Genomic DNA, 19,547 nt, shown 5'->3' on the forward strand with positions numbered 1-19,547 from the left:
TGACGATGACAAAGTGGTTTCTCTACGTTAACCAAAAAACAAGTAGGCCAGGCCAATTGCTGTACATACGCCAACTAAATCAGCTAATAACATAGCGCCTACTGCATAGCGGGTATTTTTAATGCTCACAGAACCAAAATAAACCGCAATTACATAGAAAGTCGTATCTGCCGCGCCTTGAAAAATACCAGATAGCTTACTAGCAAATGAGTCAGCTCCATAGGCGGTCATCGTATCAACCATCATCCCCCTAGCTGCGCCACCACTCAATGGTCTAATCAATGCGGTAGGCAGGGCTTCTACAAAGCGTGTGTCCGCACCAAAAAATGCAAAAGCATTCTTAATTCCTAAAATAACAACGTCGAAGGTTCCGCTGGTTCTTAACATGCTAATGGCAACTAACATCCCAACTAAGTAGGGGATAATTTTTACGGCAGTTTCAAATCCGTTCTTGGCACCATCAATAAAGGCATCAAAGACATCAATTTTTTTATACAGACCGCCGAGAACGATTAGCAGGAATACCAATAAAATAAGGCCATTACTTAATAGGCCAGAGAATGACTTAATCCCATCTGCATTTAAAGTTGTTATATACACAACCATCACGGCAATTAAGATAGAAATACTTGCAATCCACCCAATAATAACTGGTTGAAACAGGTTTATTTTTTGTTTTATTGAAACGATTGTCATTGCAGCCATTGTGCCTACAAAGGTTACAATAAGGCAGGGTATAAATACATCTGTAGGATCTGAAGCATTTTGCGATGCACGAATAGCAATTACGCTAACGGGAATGAGACTTAAGCCCGCAGCATGCAAACATAAAAACATGAGTTGAGAGTTACTAGCAGTATCTTTACTGGGATTGAGCTCTTGTAAACTTTCCATAGCCTTTAATCCAAATGGTGTGGCGGCGTTATCCAGACCAAGTAGGTTCGCAGAAAAATTCATAATCATATGTCCCATTGAAGGATGTCCTTTGGGGATTTCCGGGAATAGTTTTGAGAAAAATGGGCCAACAATTCTAGAAAGTAATCTAATGCCACCAGCTCGCTCCGCTATACTCATAAAACCCATAAATAAAGCAAGAATTCCTATGAGCTTAATACATAACTCTACAGCCGTCCAACAAGTTTGAATGATTCCATCAACTTTTGTTAAATTAGTAGGATCATCAGCTTTGCCGATTACCATCCAACTTAGGATTTCTGTTTCTCCGAAGAAAAAACATTTAACACAGGCTACAGTAATAGCTACGATGATAAATCCAGACCAAATTCTACTTAATGTCATTTGTGTTTTTTAAAAGTTGAAAGTAAGGATTTTTTTGAATAAGTTTTCCATTTTGGAATGATAATACCATTTCATTGCCTTCAAACAGTTCGAAGTGTGCATTTTCATTAAAGATTATAGCCCCGTTTAAACTGTAATTAATTAAGGTGTAATTTTCATATGCATCACAGAAACTCAAATCACCAATATCTTGAATACTATATGTTTTGGTTGTTCCCATGCCATCTTTGTTTGGACATTCGTCGTAATTGATCCCTACACTTACCTTTGCTCCATTAACGGTTAGACCATGAATAAGTATATGGAAAATTTGTTTGTTGTTCTTGGGAATGGCAAAATAATTTGTTGTGTTTTGATGGAGGTAGCTCTTTGTAGCAATAGCTGTGATGCCTTTTAGCATCGCTAAGAAGTATAATTTCCTTATCTCTTGCTTTTCAGGATCTCCTTGTAATCCACCAGCTTCGATTAAAATAGTGCTAGTACCTAGTTTTTGGAAGTTATCGCCGAAAGCTCTTGGTTCATATTCATCATCAAATAAACCAATGTGACCCCGAATGATAGGGGATATAGCTTCAAACATGTCGGCTATAACCAACATTGCTTTTTCCCTTACCGGATCAATGCTAAGTTCGTAGTCTACTGCTGGGGCAAGGAATGATAGGGTAGCGGGCTTAAGTGAATTGGTTATACTCCATAAGGTTATTTGATCATGTAACGTGAAACTAAATTCAGGATTTACGTTAGCTTGGTATGCTTTTAGAATTACCGCTTCAGGTGTTAGACACTGTAAGAAATCTCTGTTTATATCTATTTGCTGCGCACTTCTACGGGTAAAGCGTTCTGCCCCATCGGGATTAAGTAACGGAATGATATGGAGTTCGCAATTTTCATTGATTTGTCGGACCAATTCGTTATCTCCGTGCAAAAAATTGAGCAGATCGAATAGCGCCATGGTACCGGTAGCTTCATCGCCATGCATTTGGCTCCACAATAGAATTTTAGTTTTTCCTTTTCCCCATTTTATTGCTTTAATGCTTCTATTTTCAAACGATGTGCCTAGTTCACTAATCCCAAAGATATCAGGAAGCTTTTCTATTAATAAACTTACATCTTTGTGCTTTAAGAAGCGATTTTTTAATTGATGAGCTTTGAAAGTAGGGTAATGATCAAGAATAAATCGGCTGTCCATGTTGGTTATTTATTTACACAAAAATCGTCATTGCGAGGTACGAAGCAATCTAAGAAGAGATTGCTTCGTGCCTCGCAATGACGGTGATCTTGCAATGACTGCAAAAATAGTTATGGTTTATCGTCTGTTAAGTCGAAACCCCAGGTTTTTCCCTTTTCTGTCGCAGGAATACCACTTACCATCCACACTGGAGCCTTTGCACCTTTTAGATAATAATCAAAGAATTGCCCTAACCGAACAGAGATGTCTTTTCGGTTTTGACGTTGCACTAAATTATGCGCTTCGTTGTTATAACTTAATAACCAAGCCGGTTTTCCCAATCGTTTTAAACCCGTAAACATTTCAATACCCTGATACCATGGCACAGCTCCATCTGCATCGTTAGACATGATGGCAACTGGTGTTTTAACTTTAGGTAAATGAAACAAAGGTGAGTTTTCTATATAAAGCTCTGGTTTCTCCCATAACGTTGCACCTATTCTACTTTGGGTTTTTTCATATTGAAATTGTCTGTTCATGCCACTTTCCCAACGTATGCCTCCGTAAGCGGAAGTCATATTCGCTACAGGAGCTCCGGCCCATGCAGCAGCATACATATCCGTTGCGGTAATTAGGTGTGCTACCTGATAGCCACCCCAGCTCTGACCTTGGATGCCGATTTTGGTGCCATCTACCCATGCATTTTTCTTCAAACTTTCTACGCCCGAGTTAATAAATTCTTCTGCAGATTTACCAGGATGACCAGTTTCATAGCTAATATCTGGAGTGAAGACCAAATAACCATTACTTACAAAGTATGGAATATTTATACTGGAAGCAGAAGGTGCAGGAGCTTTATAGGTATATAAGCTGTTTGAGAGTTTTTCATAAAAATAGACAATCATTGGATATTTTTTATTCGGATCGAAATTCTCTGGTTTGTATAAAACACCTTCTGATTTATAACCTTTTGGGGTTGTCCATTTTACCAGTTCTGCCGTTCCCCAGTTATAACTATTTTGCTGAGGATTGGTGCTAGCTATTTTATTGGCGGTTTTTAAATCTTTCGAAATGTAGATTTCCGGAGACGTAACATAATTCCCTTTGTCATATAAATAGAAATCGGCATTTTTGGCTTTTACTAAATTTGAATATTTGGCGGGAGACATGACAACCAATTCTGGGTTTTTATTGTCGTTTATCGATTTACGGTAAAATCCATTTTCTTTTGTGGAATTATTGAATGCGTCTAACCATACCTCATCTTTTTTACCAAAAAATCTAAATTCGGGATCAGTTCTTTCAACCCGGAAGGTAATATTGTTTAATCTACCAAAACCGTTAGTTAAATTTTTTGGCGCTGTCTTTCCATCTGGAGAAAATTGCCAAATGTCGAAACGATCGTAGAGGAGCACAAATTTGTCATCTTCTGTCCAACCAGCAAGTCCATAACTATTAGGGTCATCTGGCACATCATTCTCTTCATCATAAAACTTAACTGTCATACCAGCATTAAGCGGTGTAACCTTTCCACTTGCCACTTGATAAGTGCTCCAGATTTTGGTTTTTTTATCATAGTATAAAATATAATTTCCAACCGGGGATGCTGACACATTGCCATCAAAACTTTCTAGTATCTTTTTGCGTACTGCGGTTTTAACATCGATCAAATAATAATCTCTTACTGATCCTCCAGCCCATTGCGATGCAATCCGGTTTCCGTAATCTGTAGAGCCTAATACAAAACCAGCGTCACCTTCATTTACTAAGCCGGCATCTGGCAACTTTACGTCAGTTAAAGGCACGATTTTAGGGTCGCCATAAATATCAATTACTGTTAAATAGCTTCTTTTAGATTCACGGTCTGCATTTTTTAATTGCATTGGTTGAAGATAGTCGTCTTTATAGCCCCATATATCCAGTTTTGCATTTTCGAAATCTATGAGTGTCGTATCCTTTGGTTTTTTGATTGGAGCAATGCCAAAGAATATCTTATTACCATCTTTACTGAAGTTTATTCTACCATCGCCGCTTACGGCATATTTTGCCGGCATTCCGTCCATATCTTTATCAACAAGAATTTGAGCGGTATCGAGCGTTAAAGAGCTATAGTAAATATTGAAGTCTTTTATTTCGGCTTTTTCAGCACTTAAATCCCCTAAAAAAGCTAAGCGCTCACTTTCTTCATCAAAAGTAAAACTTTTAAAATTCCCTTTTCCCTTTACCAGGGTTTTAACCACACCAGTTTCGGTATTAAGTAAGAATACTCCCTGTTGGATGGCTTTATCTGTTTTAGACCCAGAGCAAGTAAAAACCAACTGCTTGCCATCTTTGCTAAAACTAAAATCGTTTACAAATTTAAACGTTCGTGTTACACCAGTTGATAGGTTCTTTAAAACAAGGTCTGTTCCTTCCTTTGCTGCGCTCACAGGTTCGTCGTCAGCAAAATAATTAATTAGGTAGTCATTTTTTTGCCCAGGATTAGATGCAGCTGGCTTCTTTTTGCTACTATCTAATGCCTTTTCTAGGTTGTATGCTAATAATGCAGCCCCATTTTCTGGAAATTTAAAAGATTTAACTCGTGGGATTTTAGTAACAGCTAAGGTGGTTAAGTTTACTATTGCTAAAGTATCCTTGGTCATCTCGTCTGCCTTTTTCTTTTTTATTTTTGCCATTCTAGTATCCTTGTGCCAAGGTTTAATGGCGAAAGCTGCAAATTTTGAGTCCGGGCTAAATAGTGAAGAGGTAGCGCCAAAACCGCTTGGTGCAACTCCTCTTGAAACTTTAAGTTTTTGCGCAGATAAACTGTGTTGGAAATATAAGTTTGCATCTCCCTCTTGTTGGTTAATACTATAAGCTGCCCAATTCCCATCGTTGGAAAATTGCTTTGTGCCTACAGATTCCCACGTATCGTAGACTGTATGATCGAGCGGTTTTTTTTGACCATATGCAATACTGGCACATAATAAAAATAGAAAGGTTAATTTTTTTTGCATGATTAATTGGTTTGGTGTTGTTCGAATGTTAAAAATTGCAAATTTCGAGCACATTTTTACTATGTGTATATCAAATTTTACAATAACGAAGTTTTTTTATGAGAAGGGGACAGAGATTTTTTTAAACGCAAAGAGAGACGAATAAAACGCAAAGTATTTTTTTTCCACAGAGGATAGGAGTGTTTCGCAGAGTACAAAGGGGAATTATGTTTATTTAATCATGAAAAAAGCCGATGCTTAGTAAATTATACTAGGCGTCGGCTTTTTTCTTACTTATTAAGGAAACTTATTTTTTCTTGCTCTGTATTTTAGCTTGTTGTTGTGTACGCATATAGTCATCTAATCTTGCTTGAAATTTAGATTTCTTTTTTTCACTCTGAGGTTTAGCTTTATTCTCTTGTAAAATAGCATGGATTTTTTCGTCATTTACCATCATTCGGATTAAATACTGCTGAGCGAAAGTTAACATGTTTGCTAAAAAATAATAATAATTTAAACCAGAAGGATAACTATTTAATACACCGAGGAAAATAATAGGCATGATGTAGCCGATGTATTTCATTTGACCAGTTGCACCAGAAATTTGATTGTTAAAATAGGTGTAGATTAAGGTAGAGATAGTCATCAATACACACATTAAACTCAAGTGGTCACCTATAAACGGGATTGTAAAACCAAATTTTATAAAATCATCATAAGTGGATAGATCTTTCATCCATAAAAAGGATTCACCTCTTAATTCGAATAAATTCGGGAAGAAGAAGAAGAAAGCCATTACGAAAGGTAATTGTAATAACATTGGTAAACATCCACCTAAAGGATTTACGCCGACCTTTTTATATAATTTCAAATATTCTTGTTGCAATAGCGTTGGGTTATCATCGCCTACTTTTGCTTTAATTTCATCCATTTCAGGCTTTAAAATTCGCATTTTAGCCATAGATATGTACGATTTATAGGTTAGTGGAGACATTGCAAGTTTCAGGAGAATGGTTAACACCAAAATAATTAAGCCATAACCCCAGTTAAAACTCTCTAAAAAGTTAAACACTGGTAAAACAATCCACCTGTTAATGTATTTCAAAGGCCAATAGCCCATGTCTACCTGCTTTTCGATATCCTGACCCTGGTCCTTTAAGGTTGAAAATTTATTGGTCCCAAAATAGAATTTCATCGCATAGCTTTGTGAGGCTAGTTGATTAAAGGGCAATTGCATGTTGGCACCATACCATTTTACTTTGCCCTGCTCTGTGCTAACTTTTGATTCGAGATTTCCTTTTTCAAAAGGTACTTGCGGAATTAATACAGCGGAGAAAAAGTGTTGTTTAAATGAAAACCACTCAATTTTGCCTTCCGTTAAATCTACTTTCTCATCTTTACCTATACCTAAATGATCAGGATTTTGTTCCGAATATTTGTAATAAGGGGCGGCATGTTCTTGTTCCTTTGCAGCAGATTTTTCTTGTTGTAATAAAGTTGTTTCCCAGTTTATGCTAACTGTGTTTCCTTGTACCACTCCATTCAAACCATTTAAGTTAACATTAAAGCCTACATTATTACTAGCATCTTTTAAATCATAAACAAATTCAATATACTTATCTGCACTATAGTTAGCACGCATGCTCATGCTATTACCATTTTTTGTGCTTGTGAAATAAAGATTATTGGTATTTACAATTTTGCCATCTATGTTAAGATTTAGGCCAAATTTATTGTTGTTTCCGTTAAACAACACAACTGGTGCTCCTGCGTAAGTCTTTACGTCTTTAACCTCAACACTTTTAATTTTACCGCCTATATTGGTAAAGGTTAATTTTAATAATTGGTTTTCCAATACCGAAGTAGCTTCAGTTCCATTCAGGTTTGCACCAAATGGACCAGTAGAGATCGTAGTATCTTGTTTTGCCAGTGCATTTGAAGCTGCTGTGGCTGTAGGGGTCACTGTTTGGTTGGCACCAACTTTTTTGAGCGAATCTGCTGTAATTCTTTCTTTTTCTTTCTTAATATCAGCGTCGCTGGGCTTCATAAAGAACACAGCTGCTCCTAAAATCACCATGATCAGGAACAGGCCTGTAAATGTATTTCTATCCATTATTATCTTTTAAACTCGTATTATTTGATTTTCTTTTTTGCATACTCCATTGCAGCGGCAACAAATTTAACAAAAAGTGGGTGAGGATTTGCTACTGTCGACTTTAATTCTGGGTGAAATTGTCCCCCAACGAAAAAAGGATGGTTTTTTAGCTCAATAATTTCTACTAAATTACTATCGGGATTAATACCTGAAGCAATCATTCCTGCATCTTCATATTGTTTTAAATACTCGCTGTTAAACTCATAGCGATGTCTATGCCTTTCAGAAATGTGTTGTTTTCCATAAGCAGCATATGCTTTTGTGCCTTTTTTAATATCACATGGATATGCACCTAAACGCATGGTGCCTCCCTTGGATGTGATATTTTTTTGTTCTTCCATCATATTAATTACCTGATGGGCAGAATTTTCATCTATTTCTGAAGTATTTGCATTTTTAAGTCCTAATACGTTTCTACCAAATTCGATTACCGCGCATTGCATACCAAGGCAAATTCCAAAGAAAGGAATTTCATTTTGTCTCACAAATTTAATGGCTTCAATTTTTCCTTCAATACCTCTGCTTCCAAAACCCGGGGCGACTAACACTCCTTGTAAATGCCCTAATTTTTCAGCTACATTATCTGGGTAGATGCTTTCTGAAGGAATATATTCTACACGTACCTTACATTCATTTTTCGCGCCTGCGTGAATAAAGGCTTCCGAAATTGATTTATAAGCGTCTGGTAATTCAACATACTTTCCAACCAAACCAATGCGCACATCAGCTGTAGGATTTTTTAATCTACCTAAGAAATCTTTCCAGCTTTCCATGTCTGGTTCGTTTTTAGCAGGTAATTTTAATTTACTCAATACCGTTTTGTCCAATTGCTCTTTCATCATCAATAACGGTACGCTATAAATTGAAGAAGCATCAATCGATTCGATTACCGCATTTACATTCACATTACAGAATAAGGCGATTTTTTTACGGATATCAGCGCTAATATGATGTTCGGTACGACATACTAAAATATCTGGTTGGATCCCATATTCTAATAAGGCTTTAACGGAGTGTTGAGTTGGTTTAGTTTTTAATTCTCCGGCAGCAGCTAAGAAAGGAATTAAGGTTAAATGGATTACAATCGCATTGGAAGAACCTTCTTCCCATTTAAACTGACGTACAGCCTCAATAAATGGAAGCGATTCAATATCGCCAACAGTACCACCTAACTCAGTAATTACAATATCATAATTACCAGAATCGCCTAAGATGCGCATATTGCGCTTAATTTCATCTGTAATATGTGGTACCACTTGTACCGTTTTACCCAAGTAATCTCCTTGTCTTTCTTTGTTGATTACATTTTGGTAGATACGACCTGTAGTGATGTTATTAGCCTGAGTAGTTGGTGCATTTAAGAATCTTTCATAATGACCAAGATCTAAATCTGTTTCTGCGCCGTCTTCCGTAACATAGCATTCGCCATGTTCGTAGGGGTTCAATGTTCCAGGATCAATATTGATGTAGGGATCAAATTTTTGGATGGTTACCCGGTAACCTCTAGCTTGTAAAAGTTTGGCTAATGAAGCGGAGATGATGCCCTTACCTAATGAGGAAGTAACACCGCCCGTAACAAAAATATACTTAGTCATGTTTGTGAGTTTGTGAAATTAATCAGGTGTTTTACGCCTTTTTAATTGTTTTTGTACGGGATACAAAGGTACACAAATATTCGACTTTGTAATTAAAAATTGAATAAATATTAGTGGCTTGAAAGTCAGTAGGTAAGGAATAATGACCATGACCTACTGGTCATGGTCAAAGATTCAATTTACTTTTCTATCATTTTAAAATATTTTACATAGTCTATTTCAAATTTCTGCGGAAATATTGAATCATCTATTCCCTGGGCACCGCCCCAATCGCCACCCACTGCCAAGTTCAATAACAAGTGGAATCGTTTGTCGAAAGGCCAAGCTTTATAGCCTGTTCCTTCATTTACAAATTCAAAAACCATGGCATTATCAAAATATCCCCTAACAGCATAAGGTGTCCAATCTACCCGATAAAGGTGGAAGGCCGTACTCGCATCAGGAATGAGCTTTTTACTGGTTTTTTGGGTATTGATCTTAAAATAATAAGCTTCTGTATGGGTGCTGAAGTGTACATTGTTCTGGTCGTATCCAACATGTTCCATGATATCTATTTCGCCAGATTTCGGCCAATCTCCGTAGGCTCTATCTGTTGGTAACATCCATATTGCCGGCCATGTTCCTCTACCGGTTGGAAGCTTAGCTTTTACTTCAAACCTCCCATATAATACATCCAGTTTATTTCTTGTTACTAATCGGGTCGACGTATAGGCCATTCCGCTCATGCTTTCCTTTTTAGCGGTTATGGTTAATTTTCCATCTCCGACATTAACATTCGCAATAGAATTGGTGTAATATTGTTTCTCATTATTTCCCCATCCCGAACCGCCTAAGTCGTAATCCCATTTGCTTGTTTCTGGTAAGCCCGTATAGTCAAACTCATCCACCCATGCAGGTGTTGCTTCAAAAGCCCACTGTTTGTCTTCTATAGTAATCGGCTTAGGCGGTAAAATTATCGCTTCATCTTCTTTTTTTGAAGAGCAAGACTGGCATGATAATATACAGCCTGCTGAAAGTGCAATAAAGAAATAAAATTGTTTTATTGGAGCAATCATTCTGTTTTTATTTAAATTCAAAGTCGTCTATATAAAAAATCCCTGGGTGTGGATGTCCTTCTCCACCTAATTGTACTACAATCTTATCGTATAAGGTTTGCGCGGCAGATCCAGCATAATCAAATTCTAATTGAACCCAGGTATTAAACTGTGAAGGTAAAATAGTTTTGACGATTTCAATCTGTGTTTGCCAAGCATTACCACCAAGTAAGGAGTTTTGCAATTTAATGGCAACAGTAGGTTTCACCTTTGTAAAATCATTAGCACCTGGGATAAATACTTTTAATCGGATTTTGTTTTTTGCTGTCAAATCAAATCGGTAAGGAAGTGTTACGTTTAAGTTTCCATACTGACCTTCATCACCTGTTCTTTTTTCATAATAGCCCACCTTAGCCGATGTATTTACAGGGAACTTCAACGGATTGTCATAAGCTCTAACATAATCCATGTTTTCAGCTCCCCACGTAAATGTAGTTGGATTTTGAAAATCATCCGTTAAGTTGGCCGGCTGTATTGGTTTTTGAACAGGAGGCACGACAGGACGCGTAAATCCTTTTCTAATTAGTTTTAAATACCACGCATTACCTGCATTCGATTTATCGCCACTGCGCAGCCACATTTCATCAGCAGTAAGCGATAGAATTTGATATTGTGATACACCTAAATAATAACTGATAAAGCCGTTGTTACTAATGTTAATATATTTGGTATCCCCTGAGCTGCTTAACACCCAGCCTAAGTTAGTAGGAGGTGTGTAATTTACAGTTGGATCATCAGAGCCGGTTGGTCCACCAATTCCGGGCGCGTTTGAAGCATTTGCAAAGGTAGTTCCATTGTTAACATACGTGTACTTTAAGCCTGTTGCTGTCATTGCAAAAGTCATTTCGTCATCGTAGAACCCGTTGCTGGCTTTTTCATTTGGCCCTGCCTGATACCAATCTGGAAACTGCGAAGTGATAGGCCCAACACCCAGGTGACCTTGTTCGGTTTTATCAATAATCCAAGTTTTACCAGTGGGGTTAGTCAATCCACCTGAGAGCAACACATACGCTGGATCGCTTAGCATGGCAGGGTTTGTATTAGCAATGGTAATCGTTTTGGTTGTTGAGACGCTACCACCTGCGGCCAATACTGTTAATTTAACTGTGTACGTTCCTGCTAAGGGGTAAGAAGCTTGTACCTCTTTGCCATTGCTTGATGAGCCATTGCCGAAATCCCAGTTTGCATTAATACCATTATACTCGCTTTTGAACGAAATAATATTTGGATTGGTAGCAGTAGGAGTAGCAGTGAATTGTATCGCAGAAGCTTCAGGTGCTGTCCCTAATACTCCCATTACTTCGTCTTTTTTACAAGAGGCGAAAATACTTAACATCATTCCCAGAGAGATCCAGATTGATGTTTTAATTTTATGATTAAATGTTTTCATTGTTTAAGGATTAATAGCCAGGATTTTGTTTGATAACACCTTTCGTAACATCTATTTCAGTTTGAGGAATAGGTAAATATTCACTCTTACCAGCTTTATAGCCTAGAGGCCCTAAAACAGCAACCGCTTTCCCAGTACGCACTAAGTCAAAGAAGCGATGCCCTTCTGTTGCCAACTCTAACCTTCGCTCAGCGTAAATATTATCTAAAGTAGCTGGTATAGAAGCTAAGCCAACTCTGGCTCTTACGGCATCTAATAATTCTTTAGCTCGTGTGGCGCTACCGCCGCTTCTCAATAATGCCTCTGCTTGCATTAAATACGTATCAGCCAGCCTGATCTCAATTTCGTTGATTGGCCAGTTTTGCTCAGGTGTACCAATTGTTGAACGATATGCTTTGAGAGGTGCATATTTTTTAATGAAGTAATCAGTGTTTTGATAGCGCGCATTATAAGTAGCACCAGTAGCTTTTAAAGCTTTACCATCAATAATTGTAGCGGCAAACCGCGGATCATTTTTTAGCGCGTTTACTAAATCTAATGTCACCGGGCAAAAGCCCCAACCACTTGAATAGGTGTCACCTACATAAGAATCCATTCCTATAAACTGCGTACCAACATTTCCTTCACCGCCATTAATCCATCCCCAGTCTCCCCATGCAGCATTATTTGAATGCGGGATTTCAAGAATTGATTCTGAATTAAATTTATTTGACGGATTAAAAATTTCGGCATAGTCGGTTACTAACGAATAGCCATATGGATTTCCCACTCTATTGATATCTTCAAATAAAGTAGCTGCTTCTGCCAATTTGGTATTGTCATTTTGGAACAACAGTACTTTTGCCAATTGCGCTTTTGCAGCACCCAGTGATATTCTTCCTTTTTCTGCAGCACTCACAACTGGTGGCAAACCTGTTAGTGCATCTCTCAAGTCTTTCTCTATCTGTGCATATACTTGGGCAGGGGTTGATTGTGTTTGCGTATATAGCTCACTTGGGGTAAGTTCTTTAAGGATCAGTGGAACATTGCCAAACCATCTTACCAAATCAAAGTAGAAGTAGGCTCTTAAAAATTTAGCTTCGGCTACTGCTCGTGATTTAAATCCGGCGCTTAAAACCGTTGATTTCTCAATTTTGCTTAAAATTAAATTTGCCCGATTAATTCCGCTAAAATTCTTGTTCCACAATCCGCCTTGCGGACCCACAAAGGAGCTCATGTTAAAGTTGTCATAGGCTACCCAGTTAGGCTGATCTGATGCACTACTTCCACCAGCCCAGCAATCATCTGATGCGGCACTTAATAGTGGCATTTTCATGGTGTAGCCTCCTGTGGTTCCCCACTGCATTACATCATATACCGAGATTACTCCCTGCATCATTTCAGTTTCATTTTTGTAAAAATTATCTTCTAAAGTTGTTCCTCTTGGTGTTAACTCAAGGAAATCTTTTTTGCAGGATACAAAAATTAGCAACATCGCAACTATTGCGACCGTACTTTTTATGTTTTTATTTCTCATCATTATAATTATTAAAAACCAACATTTAAACCAGCATAAAATGTTCTTGCTTGTGGGTAAAATCCACGGTCTATGCCATAGCTTCCGCCGCCAATTTCAGGGTCATAACCTTTATATTTAGTAAATGTTACCAAGTTGTTGGCCATTAAATAGAATCTAATTTTATTGATTCCAGCTTTCTTAGTTAACGTATTTGGTAAGGTATATCCTACTTGTAAAGTTTTAATTCTGAAATAGGCCCCGTCTTCCAAGAAAAGGCTTGAGGATCTGCTATAATTGTTATTAGAATCGTCTAATGTAAGTCGAGGCATCGTATTACTCGTTCCTTCGCCTGTCCATCTGCTTAAAATGTCTGTGGTATAATTTGATGCTGGTAAGTCAAATCTTCTCAAAGCGTTAAAGATTTGGTTTCCACTTACCCCTTGACCTAAAACAACCATGTCAAAGCCTTTATAAGCTGCATTGAAAGTTATTCCGTAGGTGAAGTCTGGGGTTGGGTTACCAATCACCTCTCTATCATCTGCATCAATTTTTCCATCATTATTAATATCTGCGAATCTTATGTCTCCAGGTTTAGCATTTGGCTGAAGTAAGCTGCCGGCAGCATTTTTATAATTATTGATATCGGTTTGATTTTGAAATAAACCTTCATTTCTATAGCCAAAGAATGAACCAATTGGATAACCTAATTTTGTTCTGGTAACTTCTAAACCTTGCGGTGTAATTTTTTGACCTTCCAGAAATTCTTTTTCAGCACCTAGGAATACAATATTGTTTTTTACGAAGGAGCCATTCGCTGCAACACGGAAGGAGAAATCTCCAAGCTTTTTATTGTAGCCCAATTCTAATTCAAAACCTTTGTTCGTTAGATCTGCAATATTACCTATCGGTCCGTTATTGCCTACATAACCTGGTACAGCGATTTGCAAAAGCATTCCCGTTGTTTTTTTGTTGTACCAGTTTGCCGTTAAACTTATATTAGAGAACAAGGTGGCATCTAAACCTATATCAGCCGAGGATGTTTCTTCCCATTGTAAGTCTGGATTTGAGAGGGCATCTGGACTAACACCAATGTTTAAACCTGCTGAAGTACCCAATGTATAGTTTCTTCCGCCGCTTACTGTTGAAATATACCTGAAATCTCCAATTTGATCGTTACCGGTAATGCCATAAGATCCTCTAATTTTCAAGAAGTTAACAATGTTGTTTTGAGGAAAAAAGCCCTCTTTTGTAACCACCCATCCTGCAGATCCTGAAGGGAAAATACCATATTTGTTATTTGATCCAAAACGGGATGAACCGTCTCTACGAATAATACCCGTGAATAGGTATTTCTCATTAAAATCGTAAGTTAAACGAGCAAATGCTGAATTTAACGTGTTTAAATATTCACCGCCGCCAAAATCTCTATTTTCTTTAGGAACGGAGAATCCAAGAGATGCATCTTTTAAATTATCTACTGGTAAGCCCTGAAGTGATCCACTGTGCAACTCCCCTTTATTTTTCTGAGCTGAGTAGCCAATTAAGGCTGTGAAGTTATGGTTTTGGATAGATTTCTGGTAACTGATTGTGTTTTCTAACGACCAAAATAAGCCTCTATTTGAGTTTCTGCTGTAGGTATTAACTGTGGTACTAAAGGTTGGACTTAAGTAATGAATGGGTGTAAATCCTTCTCCGCCCCAGAAAGCTAAGTCCACACCGCCTTGTGAACGTATTTTTAATCCTTTGATAAGTTCTACTTCTACAAAGGCATTACCTACTACTTTATCAGACCAGCCTCTCCCTTGTGCTACAGCTAATGCTGCAATAGGATTTAAGATTTCAGATTGTGCAATCCCTTCAGAAATCCCATATGGAAGACCTTGAGAATTCCTCACAACTGGTTGATTGGAGTAGGGAGGTGCATTATACTTGGCCGGATTTGTTTCTATCAAGGGAGTAATTGGGTCCATATTGATTGCCCGGCCTAATGGCGATCCATATTCGGTATTGGTACCAACGCCAATAGAATTTGTTCTGGTATAGCCGATATTCTGACCAAATTTAATCCCTTTTGTAATTTGATGCTCTGAATTAAAGCGAGCTGTAAACCTTTTATATTGCGAATTGCTTGTTGCCACAATTCCATCTTGATCGAAATAACCAAATGAACTGTAGTAGGTAGATTTTTCATTACCTCCGGCAATACTTAATTCGTGGTTTTGAACTTTCGCATTGTCATTAAATACCGCTGCCTGCCAATCAGTTCCAACTCCATATTGCGATGGATTAGGGAATCGTGGGGTAACTAGGTTTGGCGTTCTAGCGTATTCTGCCTCATTGTATAAGGTAGCAAATTGGGTTGCATTTAAGAGTTCCAGTTTTCTTACTGGTGCTTGTGTACCTAAATAAGTATGATAGTTAACATTCATTTTTCCGTTTCTACTTCCTTTTTTAGTGGAAACGATGATTACCCCATTTGCAGCTCTCGCTCCATAAATAGCAGCAGAGGCAGCATCTTTTAAAACTTCAATAGATTCAATGTCCGCCTGATTAAGATAGTCAATACCTCCACCAACTTGCACACCATCTACAATATATAAAACTTCACTATTATTTATTGAGGTGGTACCCCTTACTCGTAAGGTAGCGCCATCTCCAGGTTGTCCGGAGCCAGTAGTAATAGTTAAACCTGAGGTACGGCCTTGTAATGATTGTTCGATTCGGGTAACAGGCATGTTTTCTAAATCCGATGCTTTAACCTGAGAGATTGCGCCCGTCACAACACTTTTCTTTTGGGTTCCATATCCCACTACTACAATTTCTGATAAAGCGCCCACTTCATCTACCATTTGAATATTAATCGGCTGATTATTATTTACAGTGAACGTTTGGTTAGCTAAACCAATTTGAGAAAAAACGAGCACGGTGCCGGTTTTAGGTACCCGGATGCTAAATCTTCCATCAGCATTAGTGGCTACACCCGTTTTAGCACCTTGGATGACAACAGAGACACCCGGTAACGGCGAGCCGTCACTTTTGGCAGTTACTCTTCCTGATACATCTATTTCCTGAGCCCACGCACTGGCCGAAAAAAGTAGGGAAAACAGTAAAAGAATGAACGTAGATTTTCCTTTCATAACAAATAAATTAAGTTTATATTTTGGTTAGTTTTTTGCCAATCTTTGGCAACGGTTAATACACAAATATAAAGCGGCATTTAGCAAAACCGGAAAATGTTCCCCCTACAATACCCATACAAGAACAACTTTTTTCTGCAATTTTGATAAGAATAAGCAATATGTGACCACAACAAAGAGAAATTTGCTATCTTCATTATCTTGTATAGGATTTTTTTCTTTGGACATGAAATATATTTATCTATTTATTTTCCTTAGCTGTCTTTGTCCAGTGAGCTTGAAGGCTCAAGACCCAATTGGTCTTCCCCAGGTTACAAGTTACAAGGGATTGGACTATGGAGCTGGAACGCAGAATTGGGGGATTTCCCAAGATCGCAATGGTATTTTATATATTGCCAACAACGAAGGCTTGCTTACTTTTAATGGGACTTATTGGAAGTTATACCCCTTTCCTAACAAAACCATTTTACGTTCGGTCAAAATTGCTACCAATGGCCGGTTGTATGTTGGGGCCCAAGATGAAATTGGTTATTATTATCCAAATAAAAATGGGGTATTAACCTATCGGTCGCTTAAGAACTTAATTCCAAAGGGCGATAAGCAATTTGCAGACGTTTGGAATATTGAGCTGGTAGGTGATGCAGTATATTTTAGAACGGTCACAAAAATTTTCCGTTTAAAAGACAATAAAATTGATGTGTATCGCACCACCTTAACGTGGGTGTATATGGGCGCGGTTAAAAATGAGGTATTTGCCCATGAGATCAATATCGGCTTAAAAACACTTGAAGATGGAAAGTGGATTGTGAAATGCAATGACCCCAGGATTATCAATTCCAATATCACTGCAGTTTTGCCCTACAATGGCGACACCTTAATGTTGACCACATTAAAAGATGGGATTTTCTTATTGATAGGAGATAAACTCATTAAAAAATCAACTCCCTTAGATAAGATTTTTTATAATGACCGAATAAATGGAGCAATCCAAATTAACCCTGATCTGTATGCCTTGGGCACAACTTCTTCTGCTTTGCTCATTATCAATAAGAATGGAACTTTGCAAAGGCAGTTTTCCTATGCCGAAGGTTTGTTGAATAACAATATCCGAAGCATATTTTTAGATCAGCATCAGAACTTGTGGATTGGTTTAGACGATGGGATTGCTTTTATTGCTTTTAATAGTGCAATTAAACATATTTATCCAGATAAAAATAAACAAATAGCTAGTTATGCGAGTCGTATATTTAAGGATAAACTCTATATCGGTACTTCGAATGGATTATTTTCCGCTCCGGTAAATCTAAAGCAGTCGGATATTAGTAATAGCAAAGCGAAGTTTGAAGAGGTGAATGACACCAAGGGCCAGACTTGGGGGTTGACGGAAATTAATAATCATTTGTTACTGGCTAAAGAAGATGGTGCTTTCGATATTAAAGGTAATAATGCTTTTGCACTGTATAGAGATTTAGGAACCTGGTTATTCAAACCAATTGGAGATCGCATACTTACCGGTACCTATACAGGCTTACAAATGCTCGATTTTAAGAATGGAGAGTTTATCAATAATAGAAATTTTTCCTCTTTAAATGAGCCATTACGTTTTGTTGTGGTTGATAAGAAGGTTAATTGCATCTGGGCTTCTCATCCCTATCGGGGGATTTTTAAGATGGATCTTTCTGCCGATGGACAAAGTATCATCAAAACTTCGCTATTAACTGAGAAGGATGGATTGCCGCTGACCTTATATAATTATGTGTTTGCACTTAAGGATAGGGTCGTTGCCGCGACAGCAGATGGCATTTATGAATATGACGCCAAAAAAAGAAAGTTTGCCGTAAGCCGTTACTTTAGACCGATTTTCAAGAAAATGCCTTTACAATGTCTTGTTCAAGACAAAGAGGGCAAGCTGTGGTTCGTATCAGATAAAAAGGTAGGCGTGGTAGACTTTAAAAGAAAGCCGCCTGGTAAGCAATTCTCCATTGTTGAGTTGCCTGAGTTAAAACTAAAGATTGTTGCTGGTTTTGAAAATATTTATCCTTATGATGACAACAATATCTTTATTGGAGCTAATAAAGGTCTGTTACATTTAGATTATAAGAAGTATGCAGCAAATATTTACAAACCCAATGTAGTTTTAGGGCAAGTTAGCATCATGGGGGCAACGGATAGTATTCTATTTGGAGGATATTTTAAAGGAAGAGCGCAAAAGGACGATTTAGCTAAACTACCCTATAAATTCAATTCCTTGCATTTTGAGTTTGGGTCTACCTTGTTTGAGCAGCAGGAGAATATTGAATTTAGTTACCAGCTCAAAGGATTTGAAGATAAATGGTCGGCCTGGAGCAGTAAGAGTGAAAAAGATTATACCAACCTTGGAGCGGGACGATATGTATTTAATGTAAAGGCAAGAAACAATTTGGGTAACGAATCTACCCCGGTCAGCTATCCTTTTACTATAAAGCCGGCATGGTATGAAAGTACCATCGCTTACGCAGTATATTTGGTGATTTTCGGGTTTCTATTGTATCTGTTGATCAAATATCAGGAAAGGCAGCACCAAAAGGTACAGGCTAAATTGAGGGAAAGCCACCAGTTAGAAATAGAGCGTAATGAACAGCAGATTACCAAGTTGCAGAAGAAGCAATTGGAGGTAGAAGTAGAATTTAAGAATAAAGAGCTTGCTACTACAACGATGCATTTGGTGCAAAGGGGCAAATTATTGTCTAAAATTGGCGATGAATTATTGCCAATGGTTAAGCAAACAACCAGTAAAGATACTGCGGACGATCTAAAGAAAGTGATCCGGTTGCTAAACGAGGCTAAGAAATTAGATAACGATTGGGATCAGTTTGCCATTCATTTTGATCATGTACATGCCAATTTTCTGAGTAATTTGAAGGATAAATACCCGAATTTAAGTCCAAGCGATTTAAAGTTGTGTGCCTATTTAAAACTTAACCTTTCTTCTAAAGAAATAGCTCAGCTTTTAAATATTACGCCGAGGGCGGTTGAGGTTAGTCGCTACCGTTTACGAAAAAAATTAGGTCTTAAACCGGAAATAAATTTATTTGATTTTTTGTTTAAGTAAGGGGGATTCAGAATCCGTCATTGCGAGGAACGAAGCAATCTCTCCATTAGATTGCTTCGTTCCTCGCAATGACGGTGTTTTATATTGACAGCCTCGCAGTGGAATGACGCTTTGTTTCATGCTTTACAACGCCTCGCAATGATGC

10 protein-coding genes are annotated in these 19,547 nt (G+C 37.8%); 1 reads left to right on the plus strand and 9 read right to left on the minus strand.

Annotation, left to right across the window (positions count from 1 at the left end; genetic code table 11):
- Positions 1–27: 27 nt before the first annotated feature.
- From BM207_RS18135 to BM207_RS18175, 9 genes are all read right to left on the minus strand, one after another.
- Positions 28–1,299 carry a nucleoside recognition domain-containing protein gene (locus tag BM207_RS18135; RefSeq protein ID WP_090997865.1) on the minus strand — a complete coding sequence of 424 codons (1,272 nt, stop codon included), beginning with the start codon at positions 1,297–1,299 and terminating at the stop codon, positions 28–30.
- Complete coding sequence (locus BM207_RS18140) at positions 1,286–2,488, minus strand: M14 family zinc carboxypeptidase (RefSeq protein ID WP_245768166.1); 1,203 nt, start codon at positions 2,486–2,488, stop codon at positions 1,286–1,288. Before BM207_RS18140 ends, BM207_RS18135 begins: the two co-directional genes overlap by 14 nt.
- A gap of 110 nt (positions 2,489–2,598) precedes the next feature.
- Positions 2,599–5,463 (minus strand): S9 family peptidase, encoded by a 2,865-nt coding sequence (locus BM207_RS18145; protein WP_090997870.1) that lies wholly within the window; start codon positions 5,461–5,463, stop codon positions 2,599–2,601.
- A gap of 286 nt (positions 5,464–5,749) precedes the next feature.
- On the minus strand, positions 5,750–7,555 hold the full coding sequence (gene yidC, locus BM207_RS18150; protein WP_090997873.1) for a membrane protein insertase YidC: 1,806 nt from the start codon (positions 7,553–7,555) through the stop codon (positions 5,750–5,752).
- Between the two features lie 20 nt (positions 7,556–7,575).
- Positions 7,576–9,192: a CTP synthase gene (locus BM207_RS18155; RefSeq protein WP_090997877.1), complete on the minus strand. Its 1,617-nt coding sequence runs from the start codon at positions 9,190–9,192 to the stop codon at positions 7,576–7,578.
- A gap of 179 nt (positions 9,193–9,371) precedes the next feature.
- Positions 9,372–10,247 (minus strand): glycoside hydrolase family 16 protein, encoded by an 876-nt coding sequence (locus BM207_RS18160; RefSeq protein WP_090997986.1) that lies wholly within the window; start codon positions 10,245–10,247, stop codon positions 9,372–9,374.
- A 7-nt stretch (positions 10,248–10,254) separates the two neighbouring features.
- A complete protein-coding gene (locus tag BM207_RS18165) occupies positions 10,255–11,676 on the minus strand; it encodes a PKD domain-containing protein (RefSeq protein ID WP_090997880.1) in 1,422 nt (473 codons plus the stop codon).
- A gap of 10 nt (positions 11,677–11,686) precedes the next feature.
- On the minus strand, positions 11,687–13,195 hold the full coding sequence (locus BM207_RS18170; protein WP_090997882.1) for a RagB/SusD family nutrient uptake outer membrane protein: 1,509 nt from the start codon (positions 13,193–13,195) through the stop codon (positions 11,687–11,689).
- An 8-nt stretch (positions 13,196–13,203) separates the two neighbouring features.
- On the minus strand, positions 13,204–16,311 hold the full coding sequence (locus BM207_RS18175) for a SusC/RagA family TonB-linked outer membrane protein (RefSeq protein ID WP_090997885.1): 3,108 nt from the start codon (positions 16,309–16,311) through the stop codon (positions 13,204–13,206).
- Between the two features lie 271 nt (positions 16,312–16,582).
- Here BM207_RS18175 and BM207_RS18180 point away from each other — a divergent pair, with 271 nt between their 5' ends.
- Positions 16,583–19,402 carry a triple tyrosine motif-containing protein gene (locus BM207_RS18180; protein WP_245768167.1) on the plus strand — a complete coding sequence of 940 codons (2,820 nt, stop codon included), beginning with the start codon at positions 16,583–16,585 and terminating at the stop codon, positions 19,400–19,402.
- Positions 19,403–19,547 lie beyond the last annotated feature (145 nt).

Origin of the sequence: Pedobacter insulae (genome assembly GCF_900113525.1) — a bacterium.
In the GTDB taxonomy this organism is placed as follows: domain Bacteria; phylum Bacteroidota; class Bacteroidia; order Sphingobacteriales; family Sphingobacteriaceae; genus Pedobacter; species Pedobacter insulae.